Here is a 25,921-nt window from a genome sequence, read left to right as displayed (position 1 = left end):
TATTAATGATTGGGTGACTTGAGTTATCGTTTTGTCTATCTATGCTATTGATATGTAAGCCTAGCCATGGCCACACATGAGTACGTGTTAACCTTTCTGCTAATTAAATAAAGACAACTAATCAAGTAAAGAAAACTAAGCACGTTAGGAATAAACAACGATTCGATAGGAACAATAACGCTATGGCAAATTCAGAAAAATTAGAAGAAAAAACAAGTAAAACAAGCACAGTGAGAAATACCCTTTATAACCCTGACCAAGATAATATTCAGGTCAGAGGTGCGCGCGTACACAATTTGAAGAACGTTGATGTTGACTTACCTCGTAATGCCTTGGTGGTCTTTACTGGTATCTCAGGCTCAGGCAAGTCGTCATTAGCATTCGGTACACTATTTGCCGAGTCACAACGCCGTTATCTTGATTCTGTATCGCCTTATGCCAGACGACTCATTGATCAGGTCGATGAGCCAGACGTTGATTCTATAGAAGGGTTACCACCAGCAGTCGCTTTACAGCAGAAGCGAGGTACGCCTTCAGTGCGCTCGTCTGTGGGTAGCGTTACGACGATATCCAATGGCCTGCGCATGCTGTACTCACGAGCAGGAGAATATCCGGCAGATCAAGGAATACTATATGCCGATGCATTCTCTCCCAATACGCCAGATGGTGCTTGCCCAACTTGTTCAGGTATTGGCCGCGTATTTGAGGTCACTGAAGAGTTGCTGGTGCCAGACAATACCAAGACCATCCGTGAGCGTGCGATTGCAGCATGGCCACCAGCGTGGCAAGGTCAAAACCTTAGTCGTATATTGACCACATTGGGTTTCGATATTGATAAACCATGGCATACATTGCCGAAAAAGACGCGTGATTGGATCTTGTTTACGGATGATACGCCAACAGTGCCTGTCTATCCTGAATACAATATTGAACAAACGCGTGATGCGATCAAAAAGGGCGAAAAGCCAAACTACATGGGTACTTTTACCAGTGCTAAAAATTTCATTTTGCACTCTTTTGCCACCACTCAGAGCCCGCGAACTAAAAAACGCGTCTCGCAGTTTATGCAGATATCTGAGTGCCCTGAATGTCACGGCAAAAAATTAAAGAAAGAATCGCTATCGGTTAAGTTTGCCGGACTCGATATCGGTGAACTGTCACAGCTAACGCTAACTGAAATGGCGGAAAAATTAAAGGCAACTGCTCGTACCAAGGTAGCTAATGAGACACCAAACCGTGAAAAAGCCATCGTTGCCCAGCGTATCGCCAGTGATATTCTCTCTCGTGTTGAAGCGCTGACAAGGTTAGGGTTAGGCTATCTCTCGCTTGAGCGTACCACACCGACACTCTCTCCTGGTGAGCTACAGCGGTTGCGCTTAGCTACTCAAATTCGCTCGCAGCTGTTTGGCGTGGTCTATGTCCTTGATGAGCCATCAGCAGGTCTGCATCCCGCTGATACTCAAGCATTACTAGGTGCATTGGATGAGCTAATCGCAGCTGGGAATTCAGTGTTTGTTGTTGAGCATGATGTGAGTGTCATTAGGCATGCTGATTGGATAGTCGATGTTGGGCCAAAGGCGGGCACGCATGGCGGCGAGATTGTCTATAGTGGCCCTATAGATGGACTTCGTGAGATTGAACAGTCGCATACTAGCCAATATCTCTTTGCCAATGCTACGTCTCACGCTCAGTCAAAATCTAGTACAAGGCAGCCGACAGAGTGGCTTAAGCTTGCTAACATCGAGCGAAATAACATCACAGGATTAAACGTTGAGTTTCCGCTTGGGGTCATGACCAGTGTCACAGGGGTCTCGGGCTCAGGCAAATCAAGTCTCGTCAGCCAAGCATTGGTAGAGCTTATCAATGAAGCGTTGGGGCAGAAGACAGTCACAGAAGCGCCTGTTGGGGAAGCGGATTTACTTGAGCAGGAGCTTGAGTCAGTAACTGGCGGTGAAATCATCGCTGGCATGGAGCACGTCCGTCGCCTTATTAATATCAATCAAAAAGCAATTGGTCGTACACCGCGCTCTAATTTGGCAACCTATACGGGTTTGTTTGACGATGTGCGGAAGATTTTTGCGGCGACTAAGCAAGCAAAATCTCATGGCTATGATGCAGGCAGGTTCTCGTTTAATACGACCAAAGGTCGCTGCCCAAATTGCGAAGGCTTAGGGTTTGTCAGTGTTGAGCTGTTATTTCTGCCAAGCGTCTATGCGCCTTGTCAGGTTTGTCATGGTCAACGCTATGACGAAGAAACGCTAGCAATCACTTATCGAGATAAAAATATCGCTGAAGTATTAAACTTAACAGTTGAAAAGGCTCACGAATTTTTTGCTGATGAGGCACCTATTTTGCGTGCATTAGAGGCGTTGCTACAAGTTGGACTTGGTTACTTACGTCTGGGTCAGCCTGCCACTGAGTTATCAGGCGGTGAAGCACAGCGTATTAAACTTGCCACCGAGCTGCAACGCACGCAGCGAGGCGACACGCTATACATATTGGATGAACCAACCACTGGCCTACACCCTGCTGACGTGTCTATGCTTATGACGCAGCTGAACGGTCTCGTCGATGCGGGCAATACCGTCATCATGGTTGAGCATGATATGCAGGTGGCGAGCAATAGTGACTGGATTATAGATATTGGGCCAGGGGCGGGCGATGCGGGTGGGGTTATTGTCGCACAAGGTACGCCATATGACGTTGCCCAATCAAAAGACAGTCGTACTGCAGCGTTCTTATCGGTTTAATTAAAATATAGTTCCGAGCTAACATGCTTTACTTGAATGAGTATTAGAAATAGGATTTTCTAATACTCATTTTTTATAAATATAAATAAATGTCTATACAGGTGTCTCTTGCTGTACTTGCAAACGCTCAATTCTAGCTAAATAACTGTGTCCTAGCTCTGGCTCTGCCGAGGCTATCCAAGCGGCGTATCCTGACAGCGTATTTAAAGTCTCATCTGCGCGTAATTTGCCGTCTGTCTCTAGGTTATGGACGGCCGCACGCAACATGCGCTTAATCTGACGAGATACCCTAGGTATGCCTTGTCCATTGACCACCATGCCTGTCACTTGTTGCTGATTGCCTTTACGAATCACACGTGTCTTATCGTTATTTAACGCAAAACCTTCTTCGCGTAATATCTTATGGACTGAGCCGAGCAGTTGCCCGATTAGCCTGTTGTGCTGCGCATCGGCTTGTTTCTTTGCGGTGCTGGTCGTGGCTTTAATCGTTGTTTTAGCCTTCGATTTGGGTTTGATGTCTTCAATAGCAGGAACACTAAAGGTCAAGTCATCGGCGTAACGACTATAACGTAGCCCCAATTTTTCTGCTAACCCTGTCAAGCGGTGGTCCAGATTTAAGCAAACAATGTTCGTTAATGCCGGACTGGTAGGCGCGCCTTGCGGTAAAGCTCTATCGCCCAATGACACATAGTAGGTAACGCCATCTTGCTGTACCACTTGCCTAGGGGACTCCGTACAGAGTAATGCTAGTAATGTCGAAATTTGCTCTGGGTAGCCAGCATGACGAAAGACCCCTTTGACACGGCGCCAGCTCACGCTAGGAAAGAAATCTTTGACATCTAGCTTAATAAGCAGCTCACTATTGCTATGTACTGCCGCGTTGGTCACGATGGATTTTCCGCGTACAAAGCCATGGGCGGCACCATGCGTCGTTAAGTTATTCAAAATATTGTGCAAAATCCAGCGTTGTACAAACTTCAAACGTGGTATCGGCGACCATATTTGACGTGCTGTCCCATTGCGTTTGGCAATAGTAAAATGCGAATAAGACAGATTGGTGGCAACTTCTCTTTGATAGCACAATCCTTTTAACTGCGGAATGGAAAGGTTAACCGCTTCTGCTAACTCATTATGTTTACGCAGCAGTGGCAGCTTGTTTTCAATCAGCCGATTGGCCGCGTCTTTTACGTCCCACTTATCGATACTGGTATCGTCCGTCCAATATACATGACGACCAAGGTAAACCATGTGATGCGCTTTGTATGCTTGCCAAGCAGCTTTTTTGAGACTTTTTTCTTCAGCTGCTTCCTTTTTTAAGGCTTTTTTATAGCGATCCCGTTCTTTTGGGCTCATGTTATCGACAGGTTGACGCTCGACCATAAAGCCTTGACTGACCAGCTGCTGCTGAACATATTGGTAACGTCCGCCTGCTAGCTCAATATCTTGCCATAGTTGCTGCCACTGACGCTCAAAAGGAGTGGGTACTGGCTCAGGGCTGATGTAATCGTTATTGTTGGCTGTGTGTGTGGTCATACCTTACATCCCTTGGTTTTCGATAAAGCCTTTGGCTTCAAATCTGGCAATATGTTGTAAAAAAGCGGCTTTGGCTTGGGCAGGCTGATTGAACACCAGCTGCTGGCGCGTATCCTTGTCACCTATTGTTTGTTCAATGGTAATCTTCTTATGGGCAATGGTGATGTAAACATAAGCAATAGCGGTCTCTTGTGCGGTTAACGCTTGTGTCTTATCGCTTGTAGTCGCGTGTATCTGAGCAGCTGGTTGGGCTAAGACCGTTAAATCAAGCGTCGGTGCAGAAGGTAATGTCATCAACGAGCTATTGGATGCTACTTGTACGCTTTCTTTTTTATTCTTAGGCTGATTAAAGCGCTTACTCGGTACGCGTTTACTCAAGACACGAGTGTCATGCCAGCTGTCATTGCCGGTGTTATTTGGGTCGTATTGATTATATCTAAGTCGTAGCGCAATAAGATGCGCGCACACACCATGAGTGAGACGATGTTGCAAGTACTGCGGACAGCTGCATTCCGCCTTAGTGACTAGCCCTTCATCGCCTAATTGCAACTGGCTGTGATAAGTGCGTCTGTCTTCTTCGACATGAATATCTGCACGAATGGTAATACCTTTGACAGCGACTGTCTCAACAGAGAATTTCTGCACGGCATCCGTACGGCTCATCAAATCAAAAGCCTGCTTTTCTGCCTCATTGTGATAAGCGAACTGTGCCATATCAAGCGGCACTTGGCTCAAAGGTCTGTAGTGATACAGCTGCGTCGCCATCTCATAGCGAATTAAGCCTTGCTGAGTACCTGACAGTAACCATTGCTGGATTTGTTGGCGAGAAACAGGCACAGACGTTAATGAAACATCTGCTGATAACGACTTTACCAAACCTTTCAAAGTACTAGGAGTATTTGCCAGTGTCTTAATTAATACAGACAAGCCATTATGCTCATCGTTACTATCATTATTGCTGTCATCTAAGGTTGCTTTACTACTGTCTGACAAGCTTTCATTGGTAGCCAATGTATTATGCTGTGGGCGCTTGGGTAGTAACAAGTCAAAGTTTAATGACTGTGACCAGTTGGCTTGGCTAAAGCCTGTCATAGCAAAGGTAAAATGAAAGCCTTTGCCTTTTAGTGTCCAGTAGCTTGGCATGCCTTGACCCAGTAGCGATACCGAAATGCTGTCAGTATGTGGCAACAGGCGTTTCAATAGACTCAGACGACGGCGACCCCATAAGCGAATGAGCTTTGCTTGTTTCCCTTGATAGGGCTTTTGCTGTTGGCTGACTTGGCTTGTGACAGTGATGTCAAAAGGCTCTAATATAATCACCGGCAGCTGCTGAGGTCTAAGCTCAATCAGCAGTCCGCGGCGCTTGCCTTTGATATCAGCATGCATACGCAGCTCAAACAGCACGTTATACAGTGCGATTGGATCAAGATAGATGGTGTCTTGCGGTAATTGACCTGCAGACTGTACTTGCAGCAGTGCTCTGATCCAACTTTTGGGCACATTGATGCGCTTTTCTATGATCTGTTTTTTTACGGTGGGCGTAGTTACTGCGCTGTCAGTATTTGCTTCAGCCGTCTCTGGCATAGTCTCGAGTAACTGTAAGCCGACCGCTTCATGACCGATATCTAATATCGTTTGTTGATGATCTCGTATTTTCTCAATACCGTTAAACAAAGCCGTACTGTAATCAATACTGGTGGTACCAAGGGTAGCTTCGGCACTTTGCTCAAAAATTTCATTGGTCAATGTCAGTTGGGCATAGCAGCCTTCATCACGGCTAAACACCTCAAAGCTGACACCTTGCTCATGCACCTGAATAATCGGGTCCAAAATACAAAAAGCCAGTGGGTCGTTATTGAATAGCCACGTGAAATAATCACGCTGCGCAGTAAACAGGTTTTTATTGCTGCTGGCACGGCGCATCTGCATAAATACCGTGTACGCTGAGCGGTCTTTTGGCACATAGCGATAATCACTACTGACCACATCAAATAAGGCTAGCAAACTGTCACGAAAGACAAGAGGAGACTTTACCTTACCGTGGAAGTTAACCTCCGATCGATTCAGCTGAGCAAATAGTGCCACATGCTGAGTGTGTTCGGTCGTTTGCGCCTCCGACAGTGAGTCTGACGATTCGTTAACTTGACTGATTTGGCTGGGTGCGGCGTAGTCCAACTGCATCATCAGGCCATCAGTGTTTGCTACTTCTGACTCTGTTTCTGATGCTTGGTCTAATTGATTATCTATAGTCATTGACTGTCTCCTTCACCCTGATTGCTTCTTTGACTGCTGTCCTGACTATATGCCAACGGACGCTTTTGCTGTGCTCGTATCATGGCACGCCGCCAGCGGCGTAGTACTTTATAAGCAAGCTTCTGAATGTCTGAATTTTCATGTGCCATGAGCGTCGTCAGCCATTGTTCAATATTTGGATCATGTAGCTGTCCAAGCGCTTCGATAGCACGGATACGAACCGTCAGCTCCATGTTGTCATTACTTGCACAATGATAGAGTGCGTCAGCGTCTTTGGCTCTGATCCACTGTAGCAGCTGTTGATTGATTGGTATCTCGGTAGACGAGCCCTTATGTTTCAGCGCATTCTTTACTACCGTTATTATGGATTTTTGGGTAGATGTACCGCTTTGTTCAATACGAGTAATCACAGTTCCTAGCAAGGCTTGGCTGTCGTAAGTGAGCTGCGATTGAGTTGCTGTCGAGACAACGCTCAACGTTGGCAAGATACTTGATAGCACTTTATCTTCAGCGACTGGTCTGGCCAGTAGTGCCAACAGCGCTTGCTGCCACCAACCGCTAACAGTCGTAGAGAGCAGTGGAATAGAGGTGATGGTCAATGATTGACGAACACCATTGAGCCAATCAAGCATTGCCGCGATTTGCTTAGTAGCCGCTTTATCGATAGCACCTTTAGCAGTTGTAATGGCTATATGACGTATGATTAACCACACCAGTTGCGAGATGGTAGTACATACTTGCTCAACCATATCAATCCACTGGTTGTTTCTGATAGTAGTCGGACTTCGGTTGATGGTATCGATCAGCGTATGCCATTGCTCGCTGGCGGTTTCAAAACGCTGCTGCAACGTCGCAACCATCTCTTTATCAAGATAGCTGGTTGGATACTGGGTCAGATAGCACAGTCCAATATGCTGTGTCAGGGGATTACTACTACTAATCAACGCGGTAAGCTGTGATGTTGGCATATCTTGCTTGGCCATAATGGCATTTTGCAGTGCCATCAAGGTATCGGCTGGCAACTGCGTACCATGCTGCGTGATAAATGTTGCCAGCTCATCGATGCTGCTATTATCAATAATACGCTTTAGGCTCAAACGCTCCGTCTCTTCTATAAAGTCATCATTATGGCTTTGGATGGCTGCCCAATCATAAGGATAAATCTGCGACGCGAGTCTGCCCCAGGTTTTCTGTGCCGCAGTATAAGCCACCATGAGCACAGCACGATCTAGGTTGTTTTGCTTTAAGATATCTAAAATTAATGCTTTATTGGCATCGTTATCATTCATCTGCAGTAGCCATACCGCATGCCTTTGTGGACGGAAGAATATGGCTTTATCGATATGAGTGCGGATATAGCTGCGGATTTGTTCCCAAGCAGGCGTTGTGTTAAGCCAGCGCAGTCCATTTAACCAATGGACAATGGCGGGATTGGTGAAATGGACTGCGGGGTCTGACAAGTGCGATTTTAATAGCTCAAAAATATGCGGACTATGCTCAAAGTCACCACCTTGTGCAAGGCGACCTAAAGCTTCACTGGCCACGTCTTGTAAGTAGTGCTCGTCGTCCTCGGCCAGTTTGATTAACTTATCATAGGCTTTGTATAAGGTATGAACCTGTAAGTTGTTATCAGCATTGTCCACAGGCGAGCTAGCATTAGGCGAGTCAGCATTCTGATTGTTATTGCTGCCTAGCAACTCGCCAATGGCTAATACACTGCAGCTGCGGAACTCAGCATCAGGGTTGTAATCGATCGTGGCCATCAAGATGTTGACTCCATCAGCGTGACCGCACTTAGCCAGTCCTTCAGCCGCGGCAAATTGCACATCAGCGTCTTTATTACGCAGGGCGTTTTGTAATGAGGCAATGCTGCCGTGTCGTCTTTTGGCACGATATGCCAGTGCTTCAACCAACTTAAAGATATATTTAGCTGGCATCTGCTCGTAGGCTAGCGCCAAAGCGCTATCAATGCGCGAGGATAAATCGCTGTCGTCCGATTGTACCCATGCCAGTGACGGTAATAGCTGTGCGGCAAGCGCATAATCACTATGATTCATAAGGGTCGTAAACAGTGACAACAAGATTTGCGAGTCCCTAGGGTGCTGACGTTGTAACCAACGCGTGTCTTCACGCTCATCTAGATAGTCATCGATGTTTTGATCGTAACCGCTGATTTTTACTAAGGTATCAAATAAATATTTACGCTCTTCTTTATTTTTTTGCGGCGTGTGCTCAAACAGACTTTCTAAACGTTGTAGCAATGGCGCCACGAGATTTGTGTTACGCAGGTCAGCGATATCACTATAAATAAACTGCTTAGGTTTGTTGATATGTGGATCATCGAGTAAGGCTAGTAATCGTAAGTGCGCCTCATTGGCGACCTGTTCAGCAGTCGCAATATTAAAGCTGCTATTTAAACGACCCTCTAAAGTGTTCTTATTGATGAATTGGTACGAGGTGAGTGCATCGACAAGCAAATTCCAGCTACGGTATTTCTCATTACTCGCTTGAGCATCTTCAGCAAAATCAAATAAGCTCTCAAATAGCGTGCTGTCTGCAAAGAGTACGTCATGAAACTCGACCAGTTGACTCAGTGCTTGATATTTTGCATTCCAATCATCACTCTTCACAGCATGCAGCAAAAACGTCAGTTTGTCTTGACGTTGCACTGACGGCGACTGACTGTTTGCAAAGGGCGTGACGATGACTTGTTTCCATTCAGCAACGATCTGAGGCAGTAACGACTGGCAATAAGTCTGTAGCCCAAGCAAGCTGGCTGGCAGATGGCCTAGTCGGCTTTTTAGCAGCTGATAGGTCTCTTCTGCTAAGGTGTGATTATTGGTTTTTAACAAATCAATGAGTTGTTGATCAGTGCTACTACTGACAGTCGCTGTATCTGATGGTTTGCTTTGCTGCCGTACGGCATTGTTATTTGCGGTATCTAACAATAGATCCAAGCCGCGTTTGACCATGTCACGGTAGGGCGTGCTCATGGCATAGTCAGCCAGCTTTTTGGCAGGCATGTTTAGCTTATACAAGCATGCCCAAGCCAACTCACGAGTGTCAAAACTACTGTGGTTGAGTAGTGGCAACAACACGCGACTGGTACTGTCTCGCCAGTCCTCATCGTTATTAGTGTTAAGCTGCGATGATTGAGTAGCAAGCCACATTAGCCCTCGAATGGCTTGGTCTGTGGTGCTGCTATTAGCATAATAATCATCGCCTGCGCGTATGACGCCAATCCAAGCGCCAAAAGCAAGGGACTGGTATGGATAATGCACTTCCTGACAGTCTTGTTTGTCAGTAGGCGAGCTATCGACTGTTTGTGCATCGCCTGCTACCTCATTAACGGTGGCCGTAACGGGGTGAGCACTTAACAAGGCCTGTAAACTGCGTTGCCATTTTTGTAGTGTCTCAAAAACATCGTCCTCATCGTCATAATAATCATGAGCGAGTAATTCAGATAAGTGGCAAATGACACTAATGGTTTGTGCGCGTACCAATGGCTGCTGATGTCGACTGAGGTTGGCGAGCTGTTGTAAGTTTTCGGTACTGACGGTTGTCAGGATACTTGCTCGGATAGAGGATGTATTATGCGACTGTCCTTTAACACCACCTTTATCTGCCGTGTTTGGCATGGCATCTATCATCATCGTAATGACTTCAGAGTGAGCGGATAAAATACTGCCTAATTGACGTGACAAATAATCACTTAGGTACTGCCACGTTGACGATAGTGCTTGCTGGTTATTGCGTTGTTGTACGTCATTCGGGTAACGAGCGAGTATATTGGCGTAGACTACTGCCGTGTCATTATCAGCAAAGCTTAATGCTTCTATCAGTCGGTTAGGTCGACCAGTGCTAGTAGCGGTCGTTTCAGGAACTTGCCTGCCACCTTGCAAGCCAACTTTTAAGTCGTTAAATATTAATAACAGTCTGGCTGCTACGGCATAGGACTCTGACTCAAACAAAGGCTGTAATTGCCGTGCATGTGTAATACCTAAACCGTGCTGCGCTTGAAGCCAATGAATAGGCGTCATCGGTGCAACAAGCGTACTCAGATTGTCTGTTTCGTCTCTTATGTCATGAGTAAGGAAATACTGCCCGCGAGCATCACCCAAAATAGCCAAACACAAACTGGCTGATTGATTGATAATGTCGCGCTCATCTTTTTGCCATTTCACCAGTAGATCAACGTCTTCAAGAGAGACTATTTGCGTGAGTTTTGGTGCAAGAGGTTTAAAATCAGCATCAGGGTGATGTAGATATTTAGCATACCAACCTAGCGCATCATGCTTTGATGGGTATGCCAGTTTAGACAAGCCATACAGCGCTTGGCTTATATGACTGTGCCACTGGGTATAGCTGTCACTTTTCTTGCCTTGAGGGGGCATAGGCAGCTCTAGATAGTGTTTAAAGACTTGATACGCTTGTTCATCACTTCGCTGTGCCTGTTCTTCGTCAGCATATAGGCGTGATTGGCTGGCCAGTAGTTGCGCGACTGTTAGCTGGATGTCAGGATAAGGGCTGTTTAAGGCTGCGGCAATCAATGCTTCATGATGATTCGATTGATCATCGGTACTACTATCATCTAAGCTACTGTAATCCGCTAAAATAGTAGGCTGTAAGTCTGTCAGCGCCAAAGCGACCGCCAAGGCTTGTTTACGCAGCTCAATACTGTCATCAGCGAACATGGCCACTAGAGCTGGCATCAGTTGTGTCAGCTGAGTCGTATTCGCTCTGGCTTGCACTGTCGTAAAGGCCAGTTGCTTGGTATCAGCATAAGGGCTGGCAAGCGCATTCAGCATTACGTCAGCAAACCCTAAATGCTTGCTTTGCTTAAGTGCGATGTCAAAGGCTTGCTTACGGATAGCGGCAAACGTATCTGCAAAAAACAAGGTTAAGACGGCTTGATTGGTCTTTTGGTGATTCGTTTCTTCAGTGTTATTGGCTTTATTCGTTTTATGCTTCGAATTCATCGCTAGCAGCAGTCGTTGCCATTCTTCTATCGCCACTTGATGCACGTCTTCAAAGAGGCTTTGCTGCAATAGCTCAATAATGTCAACGATAGCACTGTCAGAAAAATTTTTAGAAATAGTGTCAGATGACTGCTTAAATTGGCGGTTTAATAGAACTTTAACCACTTCTAATCGAATACTGGTAAAAGGATTATTCAATGCCTGTAGCAGTATGTCTGTCATCTCTGACGACATCTGAGTGCTTTTATCACTGCTATCACTACTATTTGCGCTATCTGCTGCAACATGCTTTAAAAACAGTGCTAAAGACTGCTCGTGAATGTCTTGATGTTTAGAAGCAAAACCCGTCGCTGCCCAAGACAGTGCATTGTCTGCTAACTTGCCATAGGCTTGCATGGCGACTTGGCGCACGCCAGCGTCCTTATCATCTAGTAATGTCGGTAGGACTGCTTTGCCGTCTTCTATATTTAAATGACCAAGCGCGGTGGCCACACCAGCACGGATGATGGCGCTGTCATCATGGCTCATTAGACTAATCAGGGTGCCAAACGCTCGTTTGTCTTGTAGGCAAGCCAGCGTATAAGCCGCTCGGAAACTGATATCTTCGTGACTATTGCTTAAGCTTTGTAATAATGGCTCTAACGTGTCATTGCTTAGCTTTATAGATTCAGCAACAGGCTTCTTGGATTTGGCCGTTTTAGCCTTACTTTTAGACTTAGATGCTTGGGTACTATCTGCTTGCGAGATAAAATCTTGCGTAGATAAGGTTAAACGGATCGCCTCATCGGATTCTGATTGTTTAACACTCTTATCATTTGCCGCTGTGCTGCTAGCATTATCTAGTAGCGTGCCGCGCAGTAAGCGAAAGTCATCAAAATCAGATAGGGTACGCAATGTTTGCGTGTCACCTTGCTGTTTCAACGCCTCTATTAACTTGGGCTGAGAAAGCAATGAGACGTAAAACGCCGTTTGCCTAATCTCTGTATTACGATGGTTCTGTAGCAGCATCAATTGACGCGAGACTTCAAGGTGATTTAGCATGCCGCGCTGATACAGACGAATCAGCCCTGATTGGACAATGTCTGACTGATTGCAGTCTAATGCCATCAAATCTGCTTGAGGGCTGTTATCTGACAATAAGGTCTCAAGGGAGGCCAATGCTTGCTTGCGAATATTTGCAAAACTGTGTGACAACGCCTCTCTTAAAACAGGTAAAATTCTGCGCTGGCTCGCAGCATCCTTCATCGCAACCTTTAGGTAACCTTGTAATGCAGAAGCCACCATTTCTTCGTAGTAACGATTTTTAAAGGCTTCTTCTAGATAATGCAGCGGGCGCTTCGCCGTACTTGCACGGTCGGCCAAGGCATGAAAAGCAGCAAGACGTACTTTTGCACTGTGCGCCGAGCTTAGTTGCTGCTCTAAAACCTGTGCAGTTTTATCAAGATTAGTAGTAGCAACCCACTGTACCAATTGCAATGCTTGGTTGGCCGTGAGTGTGTCGCTATCTGCAAGTAATTTTTTAACCAGCTCTAATGTTTGGTTATCGGCTTGCGCCTGTAGCAGCGCTAGACCTTCTTTAAACGACACATCATTATTGTTTGAAGTATCTGTCAGTAATTGGCCGATTCTTTGATAGCCGTCTTTGATGATATAAGTGACTGGCAGCAGCTTGCTGTTTTGTGACGTACTATTCTGTGACGGGCTTTTAGTATGGTCAATAGGTATGAAACGTAAGCTCTGATCGGCACTTACGACGATGAGCGTTGGTTGTTCAGCATAAGAAGATAAGACGATCTGTCGAGCCTTGGTTAGATCCTCTTTACAGCTGTTTGGCTGACCTTTATCAAATGCCCATGATTTAACACTCTTGTCATCAGCGGCAGTGAACAACCGTGTGTCTGAGACACAAAGCGCCGTGATCATTTCGCTGTGTTGGCTAGACTTGGCTCTATCAACAGGGTGCAGATCGCCTTGGACATGAGTACGGTATAAGCACTTATCTGCGCCTGCTGAGAAGAAGTGCTGCCCGACTGGCTCAAAACAAAGCGCGTTCACTTTACCTTGGTGGAGCTGTTTGCGGCTACTTAGATTGAGCTGGACACCATCTGAGGTCCATTGATAGCTACTAACATCTCCCGTTTTATCTGCCACGACTAACCACGAACCATCACTTGAGGTTGCTAGCGCTGTTAATGCAGACTCCTTACTTGATGCTGCTATAGAAGACGAGTAAGGCTCAACGATGACAGTACTGCTGGCTTGACTGTCCTGATAAGGCCATACCACAATGTATTTTGGATATAAGATAGCCAAGGCATCTTGTAGTTGTGCCATTGCTACGGCACGGCCTATATCATCGTTATTATTTTTAGGTGCATCGAACAAGGATGTAGCACTGGTCTTCTTAACTTTCTTTGCTTGCCAATCCGTTTGATAAAGATGACCATCATCACCAATCATAACAATAGTGCTGTCATCTATTTTGGTGATCGCTTGCATCGCACAAGGCAGCGCAGTTGTCGATAGGCTAAATTGCTCACCTTGTTGATCAAGGACGTATAAGACCGTAGCAGATGCTCGCTGCTGGCGAGTAATAAAAAGACTGCGCCCATCTTGCTTGCTTGTCTTTTGAGTTGCCGCTTGGGTGCTGTTGGCCTTACTGACTAAGCCAATAATTTGACCCCAATAGGGGAGTGTTATTGTTTTCATGGTGTTATCTCAGTTGAGGTGACGTCATATTTTTTTAAGTATCTTTTATCTATATCTGTTTGCCAAAGCCGTCAAGCAGAGACCACTGGCTGCAGGTTTTTAGATAGCTCAGGATAGCGATGCAATAACCGTGTGACGGCAACTAAGCACGCATGACGCTCCATCTTGCCTGCCGAGTGCGTAAAGGTGAACAGTGTGGACATAATGAGCGCTGCAAAGGTACTGTCAGCCAATGCTACATCACGGAACGTTTCAATCAACGCCAATTTGGCACGACTCGCAGATATGGGTTTTAGCGTGATATTGCTATCTGACTCAGCTACTTCGTATGACTGTGATGATGAGCGCTTATCTGAATAGCGTTGATATTTTTGCTTATTACTGTCACTAGTACTTGGCTCTTGCGAACCGCCTAGACGACCAGGTGGTAGCTCAAAGAGACCACGGCGTAGCAGCATTAGTAGCTGATCAACTTCTGCAGGCAAGCTTGCCAAACGTTTATCTGACTGCTCTGTTAAGACTGGTTGAGCGCTGTTGTCTTTATCTCGTGCAGCATCTTTTTTATCTTTACTATCGGTACTGGCTGGTTGCCAGTTTGGAGACACGTGACGCGCCTTGTAGTGTTTCCATAGCATGGTCACAGCAGCATAGCGTACTTCTCGGTCTGTGCTTTGGGTCAATCGATATAAAGACTGCATATCTTGGAAACTGGCATGACGCTGTAGTAGGGTGATACCGATTTGGCGAGCGACTCGCGCTTTGCTTTCAATCAACGCATTCAGCATGCCAGCATTCAATTGTGCTGACTGAACGTGATAACGTCGATTGGCAACGGATGGCTTATCCAATAGCGCACGCTTCAGCAGTTGCGTGATATCCGTATAGGGAGATTCTGCCATCATCAGCCATAGGGCTGGCGTTGGTTGCCATGTCGCCATCTCATACTCACTCAGTAACAAGCCAAATGCTCGCAGCTGGCTGCTACGGTGTTGCAACAAAGGAATGACACGCTCCGCATCAAAAAACGAAGAAGGAATAATCGCATCGGGATCGACTGGTCTGTCTGTCAATGCCATGCAAATCTGTTCATGATGATGACTGAGGTAGCTGATCGCAAGCTCACTGATAGGTGCAGTCGCGTCATCTGTTGCCATATGCCACAGTGCATTGGCACCTGCAAAAGTATCGTCTTCAGACACATCTCTCGATTGACCGCTCAGCATCTGTAAAAAGGCGGTTTCGGAAATAATCTTTAGCGGCGCACCATCGGCGATTAAGCTTTCGGCTTTAACTTGCTTGCTACCTTTACGGCCATTACCGTATAACGGTGAACCATCATCACCGATGACCAAGTAATCTAACTTGCCGTTGACGGCGCTGCTAATAGCACCATTAGCCGCTTTCACAACTTTTTCGGCCTCGCCACGAGTCATGCTTTGCATCTTGCCCGTGAATAAATAGCGTTGGCCGGTTAAATCTACTTCAGTAGCAGCATCGCTATTTGAGTCTTTATTGTCAGTGCCATTACTGGAAGCGTTGTCAGTAGAGTCGCCTTCATTGCTGTCAAGATATGCGACAAAGTCGGCAGGCAAGAACCCTTTGTTAATGCGTTCAATCGCAAATTCACGATAGAGTGCTTGTTCGCTATGCGCAAGATTCATAAGCCAGTCGAAACCTAAATCTATCGGCGCAAACCGACGCACATCAGACAGCCAATCCCGCACGTTTTCTGCTAAGTACTCATCAAAGGCCAAGTGCTTTTGCCAGTTTTTAATAGGAGTGTCAGCAGATTTTAATTGTTCAATATATTCACTCACTTGCCAATCAGGCTCATAGGCAAGTGCATGCCAATAGCTCATATCAAGCGTCGCAGTTGACAGTACATCTTCATCAAACCAATCGGTAATAGTCGCTTGCGATAGTGGATGTAATAGCAGTATTTGCCATACGTCAGCGTTTACTTGGCTCAAATCCAAACGTCTGAGCTGGTCCAACGCAAAGTCCATGCAGTAACTGTCATTATGAGCAGAGAAGTCCTGTTGCTCTGGTATATCTAACTGCTGGGCAATGCGAATAAAGTATTCAGTCCCTAGCTCTTTGGCACTATAGAGCTCAGGTAGTTTTTTTATGGCAAATTTTACGCTGTGTGTTTTGCCGCTAGTCAATCGTTCAAAAAACCATTCAGGGGTTAAATCGCGCCTCGTAAAGTGTTTGCTAAGTTGTTTGCTCGCGGTTTGATAGTGATGTTCGGTATCTAATAGCTGACACCAACCGTTGACACCAATATCAGCAACAGGGTCACGACTCAGGATACTATTGATGGCAAATTCTCTAACAGGTTCATAATCTGACATGGCCAGTAACATCAGCTCAGTGAGCGATAAGTCTTGAGCATAGCTTTTGGCATAGCCAATCGCATATTGATAGGCGGCAGGATAGTGTGAATGGAGTAGTTGTAGCACCACTTGATGCAAGCCCAATGTTTGAAATTTAGACTTTTCAAAATGCGGTGCGTTTTCTAATAGCCAAACAATCATCTCATCACGCGCTTTGCTATGTGCTTGTCCGGCAGATAAATATTGTAGCGTTTCACCACTCACATCACGTAATTGGGTCTTAAAGTCGTGTTTTAGGCTATCGGTTGCAAACTGTCTGACAGCCTCGTTTTTGGCGATGGCCAATAGCTGAATAAGTGGTTCAGGGTCTCGTTGCCACGCCTCAGAAAACGCGCGACCTTTGGCATCAAAGAGCTTGCGAAGTGAGCGACTGCTGAATCGATTGACGCCATAATCAAGACTGTTATGGAAACAGATATGATTAAGTACCCAGCTGTTCGTTTGTTCAAGGCTGCCTGCCGTCATGGTTTCGTCATAGCTGGCGAGTACAGAGACGGCGGCATCAATGTAGCCAATTGGCATTTGCTGTCCTAGCTGGCGCAAATAACGCCAGGCTCTGAGGCTCATATAGGTTTTGGTGGCTAGGCTGACCGCAGAGTTGGCGGTTTGATTGAAACGCTGTAAATCAATCTTGGCAGCTATTTGTCCAAATATCTCATAATCTTGAGAAAATTCAGCTTGCTTATAAATACGCTTTAAACCCTTCCACACACCATAGCTGACTGGCAAATCCGTAATGGCTCGTTTTAAAATAGTTCTAGAATACGCGCTGCCATCCTCCCACAGTGCGGTCAGTATTATATGGATTTTGTAGCGATCTGGGAGGGGGTAAACGCCTTCGTCTGCTTCCAGTTTGGCAATCATTGCCACACGCTCTGCAAACTGTACTTCGGGGTGTTGCTCCCGAAACTGATGACTAAACATCTTATCTAAAAACCGATCAAAAGTAAGCTCATGCTCAGGGATGGGTGTTTCAGGAATCGCAACAGCTTGAGTTGCCAATGTACATAATTTATCGACCAAACTTGGATCTTGGACTTGCCAAGCTTGCTGAATTTGTGAAAATGACAGACTCATAGAAATTTGCCTTAATTTTTATTTTGTCAGTGCGCGTAATTTTGTAGCACCATAAAAGCGCGTTTCACAGAAGATATCAAGGACTTTTGTAAGGAAATATATGGGCTGCGACATATAGCGTCGCGCACGATTTTATTTGCAATTATATATTGACAATAATAATTGTTATGAGGCAAACTTAACGAGTTGTGAGATTTAGCGTTTCACCGTTTACGGTGAGGGGCGACGTTGCGTCGTCCACGAGTCAAGCCATTACATTTTACCCAAGGAAGACTGTTTCAGTCCTGCTAATACCTAGATAAAGGCCCTAGTGTCATTAGCTCGCTGGCGCAATCACGCAATCGTGATTGAGCTAATGCACTAGGGCCTTTATCTAGGTGCAGTCCAGTGAGTCTTCCATGTACCAGGTCATGAGGTAGATTACACAACAATTGAATGATGGCATTCAAGGCCTTTAGAGCAAAACCGGAGTAGGGCTGTTTATTCAGCGCTACTCCGGTTTTTTATTGCCTGATTATTAGTTGATAATAAAAAAGCCCTTTGTCTGTCACAAAGGGCTTTTCAGTACAAAAATATGATTTTATACGGAGCTATTTATCCCCAATAACCATCAGGACATTTAGGCAATTCAACCAAAGTGCGACGTAACGCATCTGACCATTGATGACGAATCGTATTAAAGTACTCGTCACGCTCATCAATACGTCGGCCGTTTGGCAGAGCTAGGCTGTCATTGTTATAAAGTACAAAATCTATCGGCATACCGACTGATAGGTTTGAGTGAATCGTGGAATCAAATGACAGCATCAACGCACGTGCCGCGTGCCTTACATCCGTGTTGTAGCTGACAGAACGATCCAAAATAGGTTTGCCATATTTGCTTTCACCTAACTGAAAGAAGGGCGTATCTTCAGTGGCTTTGATGCAATTGCCTTCAGGATAAATCAGGTATAGCTCAGGTGGCTGTCCTTTTATTTGACCACCAAGCATAAACGAGCTGGTAAATGCACCATCGCGAGTAGAGTTAGCGACTGCTTTTGCATGGTTCATAACATCACGCATACATTCACCAACCATTTGCGCGGCATCAAACAACGTCGCTACTGTATTGAGGTTACTCTCAGCACGCTGGTCAATGTCGCTTTGTAGTTTATTGAACACTGCCTGCGATGTCGCTAAGCTACCAGCTGTCTGTAGCACCATAAAGCGCTCGCCTTCAACGCCGTATTGATACAACTTTCTGAATGTCGATATGTGATCAACACCGGCATTCGTGCGCGTGTCACTGGCAAAGACCATACCGTCTTTTAGACGAATGGCAGCACAATAAGTCATAAAATACCCTTGATGAATAAACGTAATAAAAAATAGCAAACGCTATGATAGCTTTTTGACTAATACCAAACTGTAAAGATTTTCGTAACCGCCGCCCATACGCACGCCGCGAACAGGCGCCGTATCTAGATAATCTCGCCCAATAGCCACATACACATGTGAGTTTGGGGTAAACGCCTGATTTGAGATATCAAAAGTATACCAGTAACCATCCAGCCAAACCTCAGCCCATGCGTGACTGGCCATGTGATTTTCGGTATCGTCATACAGATAACCGGACACATAACGCGCTGGAATCTGTTGATCGCGCAAGATACCTAAAAATACATGCGTATGGTCTTGGCACACACCGGCACTTGTCGCAAACGCCTCAGCAGCAGTTGTGCCCACATGTGTGACGTCTTTAACAAAAGGCATTTTCATAATAAGGGCATTCGCCATCGCCTTTAAGCTGTCATGAGTAGGGGTTTTCAGATATGGTGCTGCAAATTCTCGCATCTCTTGTGAGCATTTGGTCAAAGGGGTTTGTACGGTAAATAGCAGGTAGGGGACATGATCCATATCCTCTAAACGTTCGGTTTCGGTGTTGATCTCAACGATACCCGACGCCTGCATTTGTAAGTTGTTATGTGCCTCGTTACGACTGAGCGTGAGCCATGCATTACCAAAGCCATCCTTTTGGTTAGTCGCCACTTTAGGGAGCATGACATCCCATTTATGAATGGTCTGATGCGGCATTTGCATGGGGGTCATGCGTATATACTGTACACTGCGCTGCGCTAGCTCATCGTAATAATAGTTGGTTTGGTGACTGATTTGAAGTTTCATGGCATTTTCCTTATAGCATCTTTCTACTTTCTGTTTATTCCATATGTCTCATGAGCCATTGCTATTGGTTTTTGGCTAGACACCTTCTATACACCTTGACGCAGTATGAGATTGAACTCCTTGCTAATCAGCGCAAAATCACTAAATTTCTTTGACCTGATCATCTGGTTGGTCAAGCGGATAAGCTCACGCCAGCGCGTATTCTCCGGCAACTCATTAATCCAATGTCTGAATTCAAAACTGATCTCTGTTGAATCCTCTCCCAACAAGACGGCACGCTCAAGCTGCTCAAAGTGACGCCCCAATTGCCAGAAGCAAGTCACTGTCGGATTCTCTTGTTTCATCGCAGCGTTACACGCGTGTAGCTGCAAGGTCGCTGCTCGATACGTGCCAGCACTCGATAAACGCTTGATCAAGTTGTATAACTCAGCAGTATCTTTACCAATGACACCTTTGGCCTCTTGGACATTATCCTCAATCGATTGCACGATATTGGGTATGATGTTTTGTTCCAAATCAGCCATCATTTGTGCTTTCATGGTGGTCAGTGACACTTCACCATCAACGGCAAACCCTAAATGACTAATTAGATGTCTGATCTGTGATTTTTTGAGATCGCCTTTGATAAGTTGTTTCATAACATCGTCGTAGTAATACAGACGCTCACTATATCGGCCTAGCCATATCAAGTGGCTGGCGGTAGAGAGTAGCAGTATCATGGGCGCATCATCTAAACTCTCGTAACCTGTTTCTAAGGGCTGGACGCGATCATAGTAGTTCGCGTGCCCTGAAGCATTGACACCTATTGATGATAAAGGCGAGCACTTGTCGGTCTGCTGGCTGTCTAAATCACTATCATCAATAATCCAAGTGTCTTTGATACCGCCGCCTTGGGATGAATTGACGACCAAAGAGCCTTCAACCATGGCCACTCGTGTCAGACCACCAGGTACAATATCTACTGTGCCATCACCATGACTGAGGATAAAGGGACGCAAGTCAATATGACGCGGTGCGATACCGTCGCTTACGGCAGTGGGATTGGTAGATAATGAGATAGTCGGTTGGGCAATAAAACCGGCTGGGTTTTCAAGCAGACGCAGGCGATATTCTTCGATTTCTTTTTTGGTTGATGTCGGACCAATGAGCATTCCGTATCCGCCTGAGCCCTGTGTTTCTTTTACCACCAGCTTGTCTAGATTGTCGAGTACATATTTGAGATCGTCGGGCTTACGGCACTGGTATGTCTCGATATTAGGTAGGATGGGCTCTTCATTTAAGTAGAATTTGATCATATCTGGTACAAAAGGATATAAACTCTTATCATCGGCCACGCCTGTACCTGGAGCGTTAACAATCACCACGTTTCCAGCACGATAAGCACTCATTAGCCCTGACACACCCAATATGGAATCAGATTTGAAAGCTAACGGATCAATATAGGGATCATCAATGCGGCGGTAGATCACATCGACTTGTACCTTGCCACGAATACCTTGCATATAGACTTTGCTGTCCTCAACGACCAAATCATACCCATGGACGAGTGGCACATTCATCTCATGCGCTAAGAAGGCATGCTCATAATAGGCACTATTAAAACGACCTGGCGTTAAAATGACGACTTGTGGATCATATTTGGATGTTGAGCTGGCAAGACAGGCCTTGAGACGGCTAGGATAATCACTAATACCCATAATAGGCGTTTCAGTAAATATATCAGCTAATAGTGTCTCTGATATATTGCGACTCTCAAGCATATATGAGACGCCTGATGGGGTACGCAGGTTATCCTCTAACACACAAAACTTACCTGTCTCGTCTCGAATCAAATCAATACCGCTGATGTGCGAATAGACAGGTTTATCGAGCTCAATGCCCATCATCCATGGCTCATAGCAGCCACTGGCATAGACATAGCTGGCAGGGACAATATCTGCCTTCATGATGGCTTGGTCATGGTAGATATCATGTAAGAATGCATTGAGAGCGGTGATACGCTGTTTACAGCCTGCTTCTATTTGTTGCCATTCGCTTGCTGCAATAATGCGTGGAATAATATCAAACGGAATCATACGCTCGATGTTTTTGGCATCGCTATAGACGGTAAAGGTGACCCCTTTACGGTAAAAAATATTTTCTGCTTGTTCGTTTAAATAATTGAGGGCATCCATGTTGATATTATCAAGCCAATGACCAACAGCTTGTGCCACTGGGCGATACTTACCCTTACTTATCTGTAGCTCATCGAAGCTTTGTGGTTTTTTCTCAGGATTTGCTAAGGTGTCTGTGACCGTCGTTGAATGAGGACTTGTGGTATCGGTTCTGGTTGCTTTAATGGACTGACTCTGACTCTGACTTTGATTTGCAGATTTTTCTTTGTCTGGGTTTCCATCCTTAGACTGACTTTGAGATGCTGTTTTATTCATAAATACCTCACGTATCCTTGGTAAAGTTATACTTTATGATGAATACACTGTCTATGCTAAGTAGAGTAGCACTTGTACTGCGCCCAACAGGTAGTCTATCTCCTGTATGGACTATACAACGGTTACTGAGCAATATACAACAAGAGTTAAATAATAGATTTTTAAAAACTTGAACCTAATTCTAATAAGTTTAACTCAATAGAAACAGGAGAAGAGAAGACATGAAGCTAGGTGGTAGGTTCTTAATGCTGGCAGGTATAGGGTTGTCAGCGACTATCAGTGTGACTGGCTGTGGTAGCGAACCGACACAGACGGCCCTGCCTGCTGGTAGCACAGTGGTTGCACTTGGGGACTCATTGACCTATGGTTACGGCGCAAACCCTAAAACAGCGTATCCTACGGTGCTAGCAGAGCTAAGTAAATGGAACGTCGTCAATGCGGGGGTCAATGGTGATACTTCTGCAGATGTGCTTACTCGAGTGAATGAGGTCACTGAGCAAAACCCTGATTTGGTCTTACTGGGTGTGGGTGGTAATGATGTATTGCAGCGCATTGCGCCTGATACCACTCGTGCTAATATCATCGCGACTATCGACACCTTACAATCCAATAATATTGATGTTGTCCTAATCGCTGAGCCGCATCTCAGTACCAGTGCTTTGTTTGGTAAGGCCAGTGATAATCCACTGTATGAAGATATTGCGGAAGCTGAAGGCATACCTCTGTATTCTGATGGCTGGTCAACTGTACTGTCAGATGATGCATTGAAATCTGATAAAATTCATGCCAATGCTGCGGGCTATAGACAGTTCGCTGAAGGGTTGCATGATTATCTAAAAGATGAAGGGTGGGTGCATTAAACCGCAATGTAAACTACAGTGTAAACCACAGCTTTTAAGTTTAAAAATTATGAGTAGGGCGTATGTCTGTAGTCAGTGTATAACGCACAAAAAAGCAGAGAGTTTATTGACTAGACTCTCTGCTTTTTAATTTTGCTAATGACAAATAGTCGATAAATTTTATAGCCAGTTTTATAGTCTAGTCTTTTTCATTGTCACCCATGACGACTACTAAACCTTCATCAGCAGCTATCTTACCTTCGCAAATGTCTTCATAAACCTCTAGTAAGCCATTGACTCCATCAAGCTCTTGAATCTTTAACCACGCACTAGTTTTTGCAGTGCTATTCATGATGTAACGCATAGAGCGTTTATTGAACTCTTCAGGGCCCCATTCTTTCATACGTTGCTGTACATGGCTTGGTGCAAAAAACTGCTGGCTACGTTCTTGAATGATACCTTCGGTATGACGTGGTTCGTCCCAGTGCGTAAGGCCGACATTGCTGGTGTAACGCATGTTATCGCCTAAGTGCTTATGTAGACGGCTGAGCACGTCAGTATTGGCCGACATATCGACAATAACCGTCGGCTTAGTTGCATCAATCTGTTCAAGGGTGTCATAGCTAAGCACACTGTCATAAGCGTCAATTGACTGAACAAAATCTACATGACGGTTTGATGTGAGACCGATAACGTACGGTGCATCCTTATCATCAACTAAGCCGTATGCTAAGCCAATACTGGTCTTACTAGAGGCACTAATAATCACTACTTGCTCTGCACCAAACCAGTCATTACTCTTCAATAGGTCATGTAAACAGAATGAGGTCAGGTGCAATACGAACAACAGCATGCGCTGATCGTCATGAGCGCGATCATAGCCCCGTTCATGGTTAACGCGCTGATATAGGTTATAACCGGGTGGTAGTTCGGCACGATGAGCGCTGCCATCCAGCAGGCTGGTTTGGGTGACTCGCTTGGGTGTTATGATTAATTCATTGGCGGGCGGGAAGTAACCGAATAAGCGCTCACCAACAGGTAGTGCATCGCTATTTGATTCGATCACATCACCAAAGCCCCATACTGGAATAATGCCCCATTTCTCAGGCTCGTCACCATTTGGCGGAAAAAACTGCCAATAGCGTAATTGATCACCCATGACTGCATAAGTAATATTATTTGCAGTAAAAGCAAAGCGATCAACTTTGACACGTACTTCGCCATCACTAAGAGTGTGTATAGGCGTCTCTTGCAGACGAGCTTGAGTTAGGTTTGCTTTATTGGTCTGAAATTCTTGCATAGTTATTTCCTTTTTTATTTTACTTTATGGTCATCAGGTTAAGCATTAGCAGTTTTGACTTGACGCGCTGCCGTAATTTGCATGACTTCACCCATGAGCTTGGGCATGTTTGCAGCGGCTTTTGGTCCTGCTTCTTTTAAATGCTTAAGAATAGCAAGCTCTTCAGGCGGGGTGTCTTCGCTGGCTCGTACCAATTTGGTGAAGCCATCTAATCGATTGTTAATCATCCATTCACGTAGCGCAGGCTCTTTTGACCAACGCATCTGATTCTGCATTTGTTTAACAAGCCCAACCAAAAAGTCCGTATCATGATTTGGGATTGGCACCACTTGGCATAACTCATTTTTGATGGTTTCATCATCGTAATTGGCCTCGATGTGGGCGATAAATGCGGCACTGAACACAGGCTGATAGGTACGTACGGTTTGTACCACCACAGTATCACCTTTGAACACATCGTACGTCTCTGTCACTGGTACTGCCCGTGCAGAGCAATCGATATGCATGGTGTTGGGGGTGGTAGAAATGCTGTCCTTACCAAAATAAATTTTATCAGTATCTAAGCGAGTCACGCGCCCTTTACGCACAATGTTTTTAACACGGCGTAACTGCTTGAGCTCTTCACTGCTAATGGTAGCGCCATGGAACATTTGCGGGCGCACATTTGGATCAATGCGCATTAATACGCCACCTTTTTCTAAACGATCAAACAGGTCTTCGATGTTTTCTGCCTCAGCAATCGCTTCTGCTTGAGTAGCCTGTGCTCCAATAGTATGGGTGAAAAAATCACGAGAGGGTTGGGTGTTTTTACGATCGATCAGCCAAGCATCTCTTGGCATAATCCACGTGATATTGTCTGGGTCAATTTGATTCTCTAGTAGCCATAAAACCGCATCTATACCTGTTTTTCCGCCGCCGATAATCACGTAACCATCACGGGGTTTGGTTAGACTCGGCAAGTCATTTAATGGGCCAAATTTAACACCTTCAGCAATCTCAAAGTTTGGGGTATGGGTTGCTGGTACTGAAGTTTTGAAATAAGTACCATCAATGATTTTCTTATTGACCTCAACCTCATAGCTGGTATCAGACAGTAATGATGAAAACTTACCGTCGCCTTTGTAGTCACACATCGGGAAGTATTTCACGCGGCCACTTGGTAAAAATGTGTGCTTCATGACTTTATCAAAGTAGGCCATGATTTCTGCCCCTGATGCTAGCTCAGACAAGCCTTTGTTTAAGCCAATCTCGTCTACCATACCGCCGCAAAGCTCACGTGAGCTAACGCCATAAAAAGATGACGGCTGATGTAAGGTGACAAACGAATAGGCATCGTTCCAATGACCACCTGGCTTATGATGTTTATCGATGATAATAATATTAGCATCTGTTTCTGTGAGCAGCACATCGGCAAAAGCCATGCCCACCGCGCCACTACCAATGATTAGATAATCCGTTTCTAGCTGTTGAATACTCATAGTGTCCTTACTCTA

At 45.4% G+C, this 25,921-nt stretch carries 11 protein-coding genes; 2 read left to right on the top strand and 9 right to left on the bottom strand.

Features of this window, described 5'->3' with window-relative positions; translation table 11 throughout:
- Nucleotides 1-182 precede the first annotated feature (182 nt).
- The gene (gene uvrA, locus ACS8FA_RS21755) at nt 183-2,750 is read left to right on the top strand and encodes an excinuclease ABC subunit UvrA (protein WP_439265568.1); all 2,568 of its coding nucleotides are present in this window, start codon (nt 183-185) and stop codon (nt 2,748-2,750) included.
- Between the two features lie 93 nt (nt 2,751-2,843).
- Here the strand turns inward: uvrA and ACS8FA_RS21750 are convergent, their stop codons facing one another.
- The 7 genes from ACS8FA_RS21750 to ACS8FA_RS21720 all read right to left on the bottom strand — a co-directional run bounded on the left by ACS8FA_RS21750 (nt 2,844) and on the right by ACS8FA_RS21720 (nt 22,289).
- Entirely contained in the window at nt 2,844-4,283 is a 1,440-nt protein-coding gene (locus ACS8FA_RS21750) for a reverse transcriptase family protein (protein WP_439265566.1), read from the bottom strand.
- A 3-nt stretch (nt 4,284-4,286) separates the two neighbouring features.
- Nucleotides 4,287-6,536 carry a hypothetical protein gene (locus ACS8FA_RS21745; RefSeq protein ID WP_439265564.1) on the bottom strand — a complete coding sequence of 750 codons (2,250 nt, stop codon included), beginning with the start codon at nt 6,534-6,536 and terminating at the stop codon, nt 4,287-4,289.
- The gene (locus ACS8FA_RS21740; protein ID WP_439265562.1) at nt 6,533-14,224 is read right to left on the bottom strand and encodes a HEAT repeat domain-containing protein; all 7,692 of its coding nucleotides are present in this window, start codon (nt 14,222-14,224) and stop codon (nt 6,533-6,535) included. Before ACS8FA_RS21740 ends, ACS8FA_RS21745 begins: the two co-directional genes overlap by 4 nt.
- A gap of 71 nt (nt 14,225-14,295) precedes the next feature.
- Nucleotides 14,296-17,697 carry a BRCT domain-containing protein gene (locus tag ACS8FA_RS21735; protein ID WP_439265560.1) on the bottom strand — a complete coding sequence of 1,134 codons (3,402 nt, stop codon included), beginning with the start codon at nt 17,695-17,697 and terminating at the stop codon, nt 14,296-14,298.
- 594 nt (nt 17,698-18,291) lie between these two features.
- Nucleotides 18,292-19,032 (bottom strand): proteasome-type protease, encoded by a 741-nt coding sequence (locus tag ACS8FA_RS21730; RefSeq protein WP_179799172.1) that lies wholly within the window; start codon nt 19,030-19,032, stop codon nt 18,292-18,294.
- 42 nt (nt 19,033-19,074) lie between these two features.
- Nucleotides 19,075-19,860: a transglutaminase family protein gene (locus ACS8FA_RS21725; RefSeq protein ID WP_101205892.1), complete on the bottom strand. Its 786-nt coding sequence runs from the start codon at nt 19,858-19,860 to the stop codon at nt 19,075-19,077.
- A gap of 86 nt (nt 19,861-19,946) precedes the next feature.
- The gene (locus ACS8FA_RS21720; RefSeq protein WP_439265558.1) at nt 19,947-22,289 is read right to left on the bottom strand and encodes a circularly permuted type 2 ATP-grasp protein; all 2,343 of its coding nucleotides are present in this window, start codon (nt 22,287-22,289) and stop codon (nt 19,947-19,949) included.
- Between the two features lie 221 nt (nt 22,290-22,510).
- On the opposite strand from ACS8FA_RS21720, the gene ACS8FA_RS21715 reads away from it, so the two are divergent.
- On the top strand, nt 22,511-23,149 hold the full coding sequence (locus ACS8FA_RS21715; RefSeq protein WP_439265556.1) for a GDSL-type esterase/lipase family protein: 639 nt from the start codon (nt 22,511-22,513) through the stop codon (nt 23,147-23,149).
- A gap of 178 nt (nt 23,150-23,327) precedes the next feature.
- Here the strand turns inward: ACS8FA_RS21715 and ACS8FA_RS21710 are convergent, their stop codons facing one another.
- Both ACS8FA_RS21710 and ACS8FA_RS21705 read right to left on the bottom strand, forming a co-directional pair.
- Complete coding sequence (locus ACS8FA_RS21710) at nt 23,328-24,428, bottom strand: DUF2855 family protein (RefSeq protein ID WP_439265554.1); 1,101 nt, start codon at nt 24,426-24,428, stop codon at nt 23,328-23,330.
- A gap of 38 nt (nt 24,429-24,466) precedes the next feature.
- Complete coding sequence (locus ACS8FA_RS21705) at nt 24,467-25,906, bottom strand: NAD(P)-binding protein (RefSeq protein ID WP_439265552.1); 1,440 nt, start codon at nt 25,904-25,906, stop codon at nt 24,467-24,469.
- Between the last annotated feature and the right edge of the window lie 15 nt (nt 25,907-25,921).

It is taken from the genome of Psychrobacter sp. 1Y1 (assembly GCF_051847395.2).
Classification (GTDB): Bacteria; Pseudomonadota; Gammaproteobacteria; order Pseudomonadales; family Moraxellaceae; genus Psychrobacter.
The sequence above is the reverse complement of the archived record's forward strand: the minus strand, read 5'-3'. Positions and strand labels throughout refer to the sequence as shown.

Bases quoted from the DNA above. Each gene is read 5' to 3' on its own strand.
- ACS8FA_RS21740 (WP_439265562.1), bottom strand. From the start codon at position 14,224: ATGAAAACAATAACACTCCCCTATTGGGGTCAAATTATTGGCTTAGTC.
- ACS8FA_RS21730 (WP_179799172.1), bottom strand. From the start codon at position 19,032: ATGACTTATTGTGCTGCCATTCGTCTAAAAGACGGTATGGTCTTTGCC.
- ACS8FA_RS21705 (WP_439265552.1), bottom strand. From the start codon at position 25,906: ATGAGTATTCAACAGCTAGAAACGGATTATCTAATCATTGGTAGTGGC.
- ACS8FA_RS21710 (WP_439265554.1), bottom strand. From the start codon at position 24,428: ATGCAAGAATTTCAGACCAATAAAGCAAACCTAACTCAAGCTCGTCTG.
- ACS8FA_RS21715 (WP_439265556.1), top strand. From the start codon at position 22,511: ATGAAGCTAGGTGGTAGGTTCTTAATGCTGGCAGGTATAGGGTTGTCA.
- ACS8FA_RS21725 (WP_101205892.1), bottom strand. From the start codon at position 19,860: ATGAAACTTCAAATCAGTCACCAAACCAACTATTATTACGATGAGCTA.
- ACS8FA_RS21735 (WP_439265560.1), bottom strand. From the start codon at position 17,697: ATGAGTCTGTCATTTTCACAAATTCAGCAAGCTTGGCAAGTCCAAGAT.
- ACS8FA_RS21720 (WP_439265558.1), bottom strand. From the start codon at position 22,289: ATGAATAAAACAGCATCTCAAAGTCAGTCTAAGGATGGAAACCCAGAC.
- uvrA (WP_439265568.1), top strand. From the start codon at position 183: ATGGCAAATTCAGAAAAATTAGAAGAAAAAACAAGTAAAACAAGCACA.
- ACS8FA_RS21745 (WP_439265564.1), bottom strand. From the start codon at position 6,536: ATGACTATAGATAATCAATTAGACCAAGCATCAGAAACAGAGTCAGAA.
- ACS8FA_RS21750 (WP_439265566.1), bottom strand. From the start codon at position 4,283: ATGACCACACACACAGCCAACAATAACGATTACATCAGCCCTGAGCCA.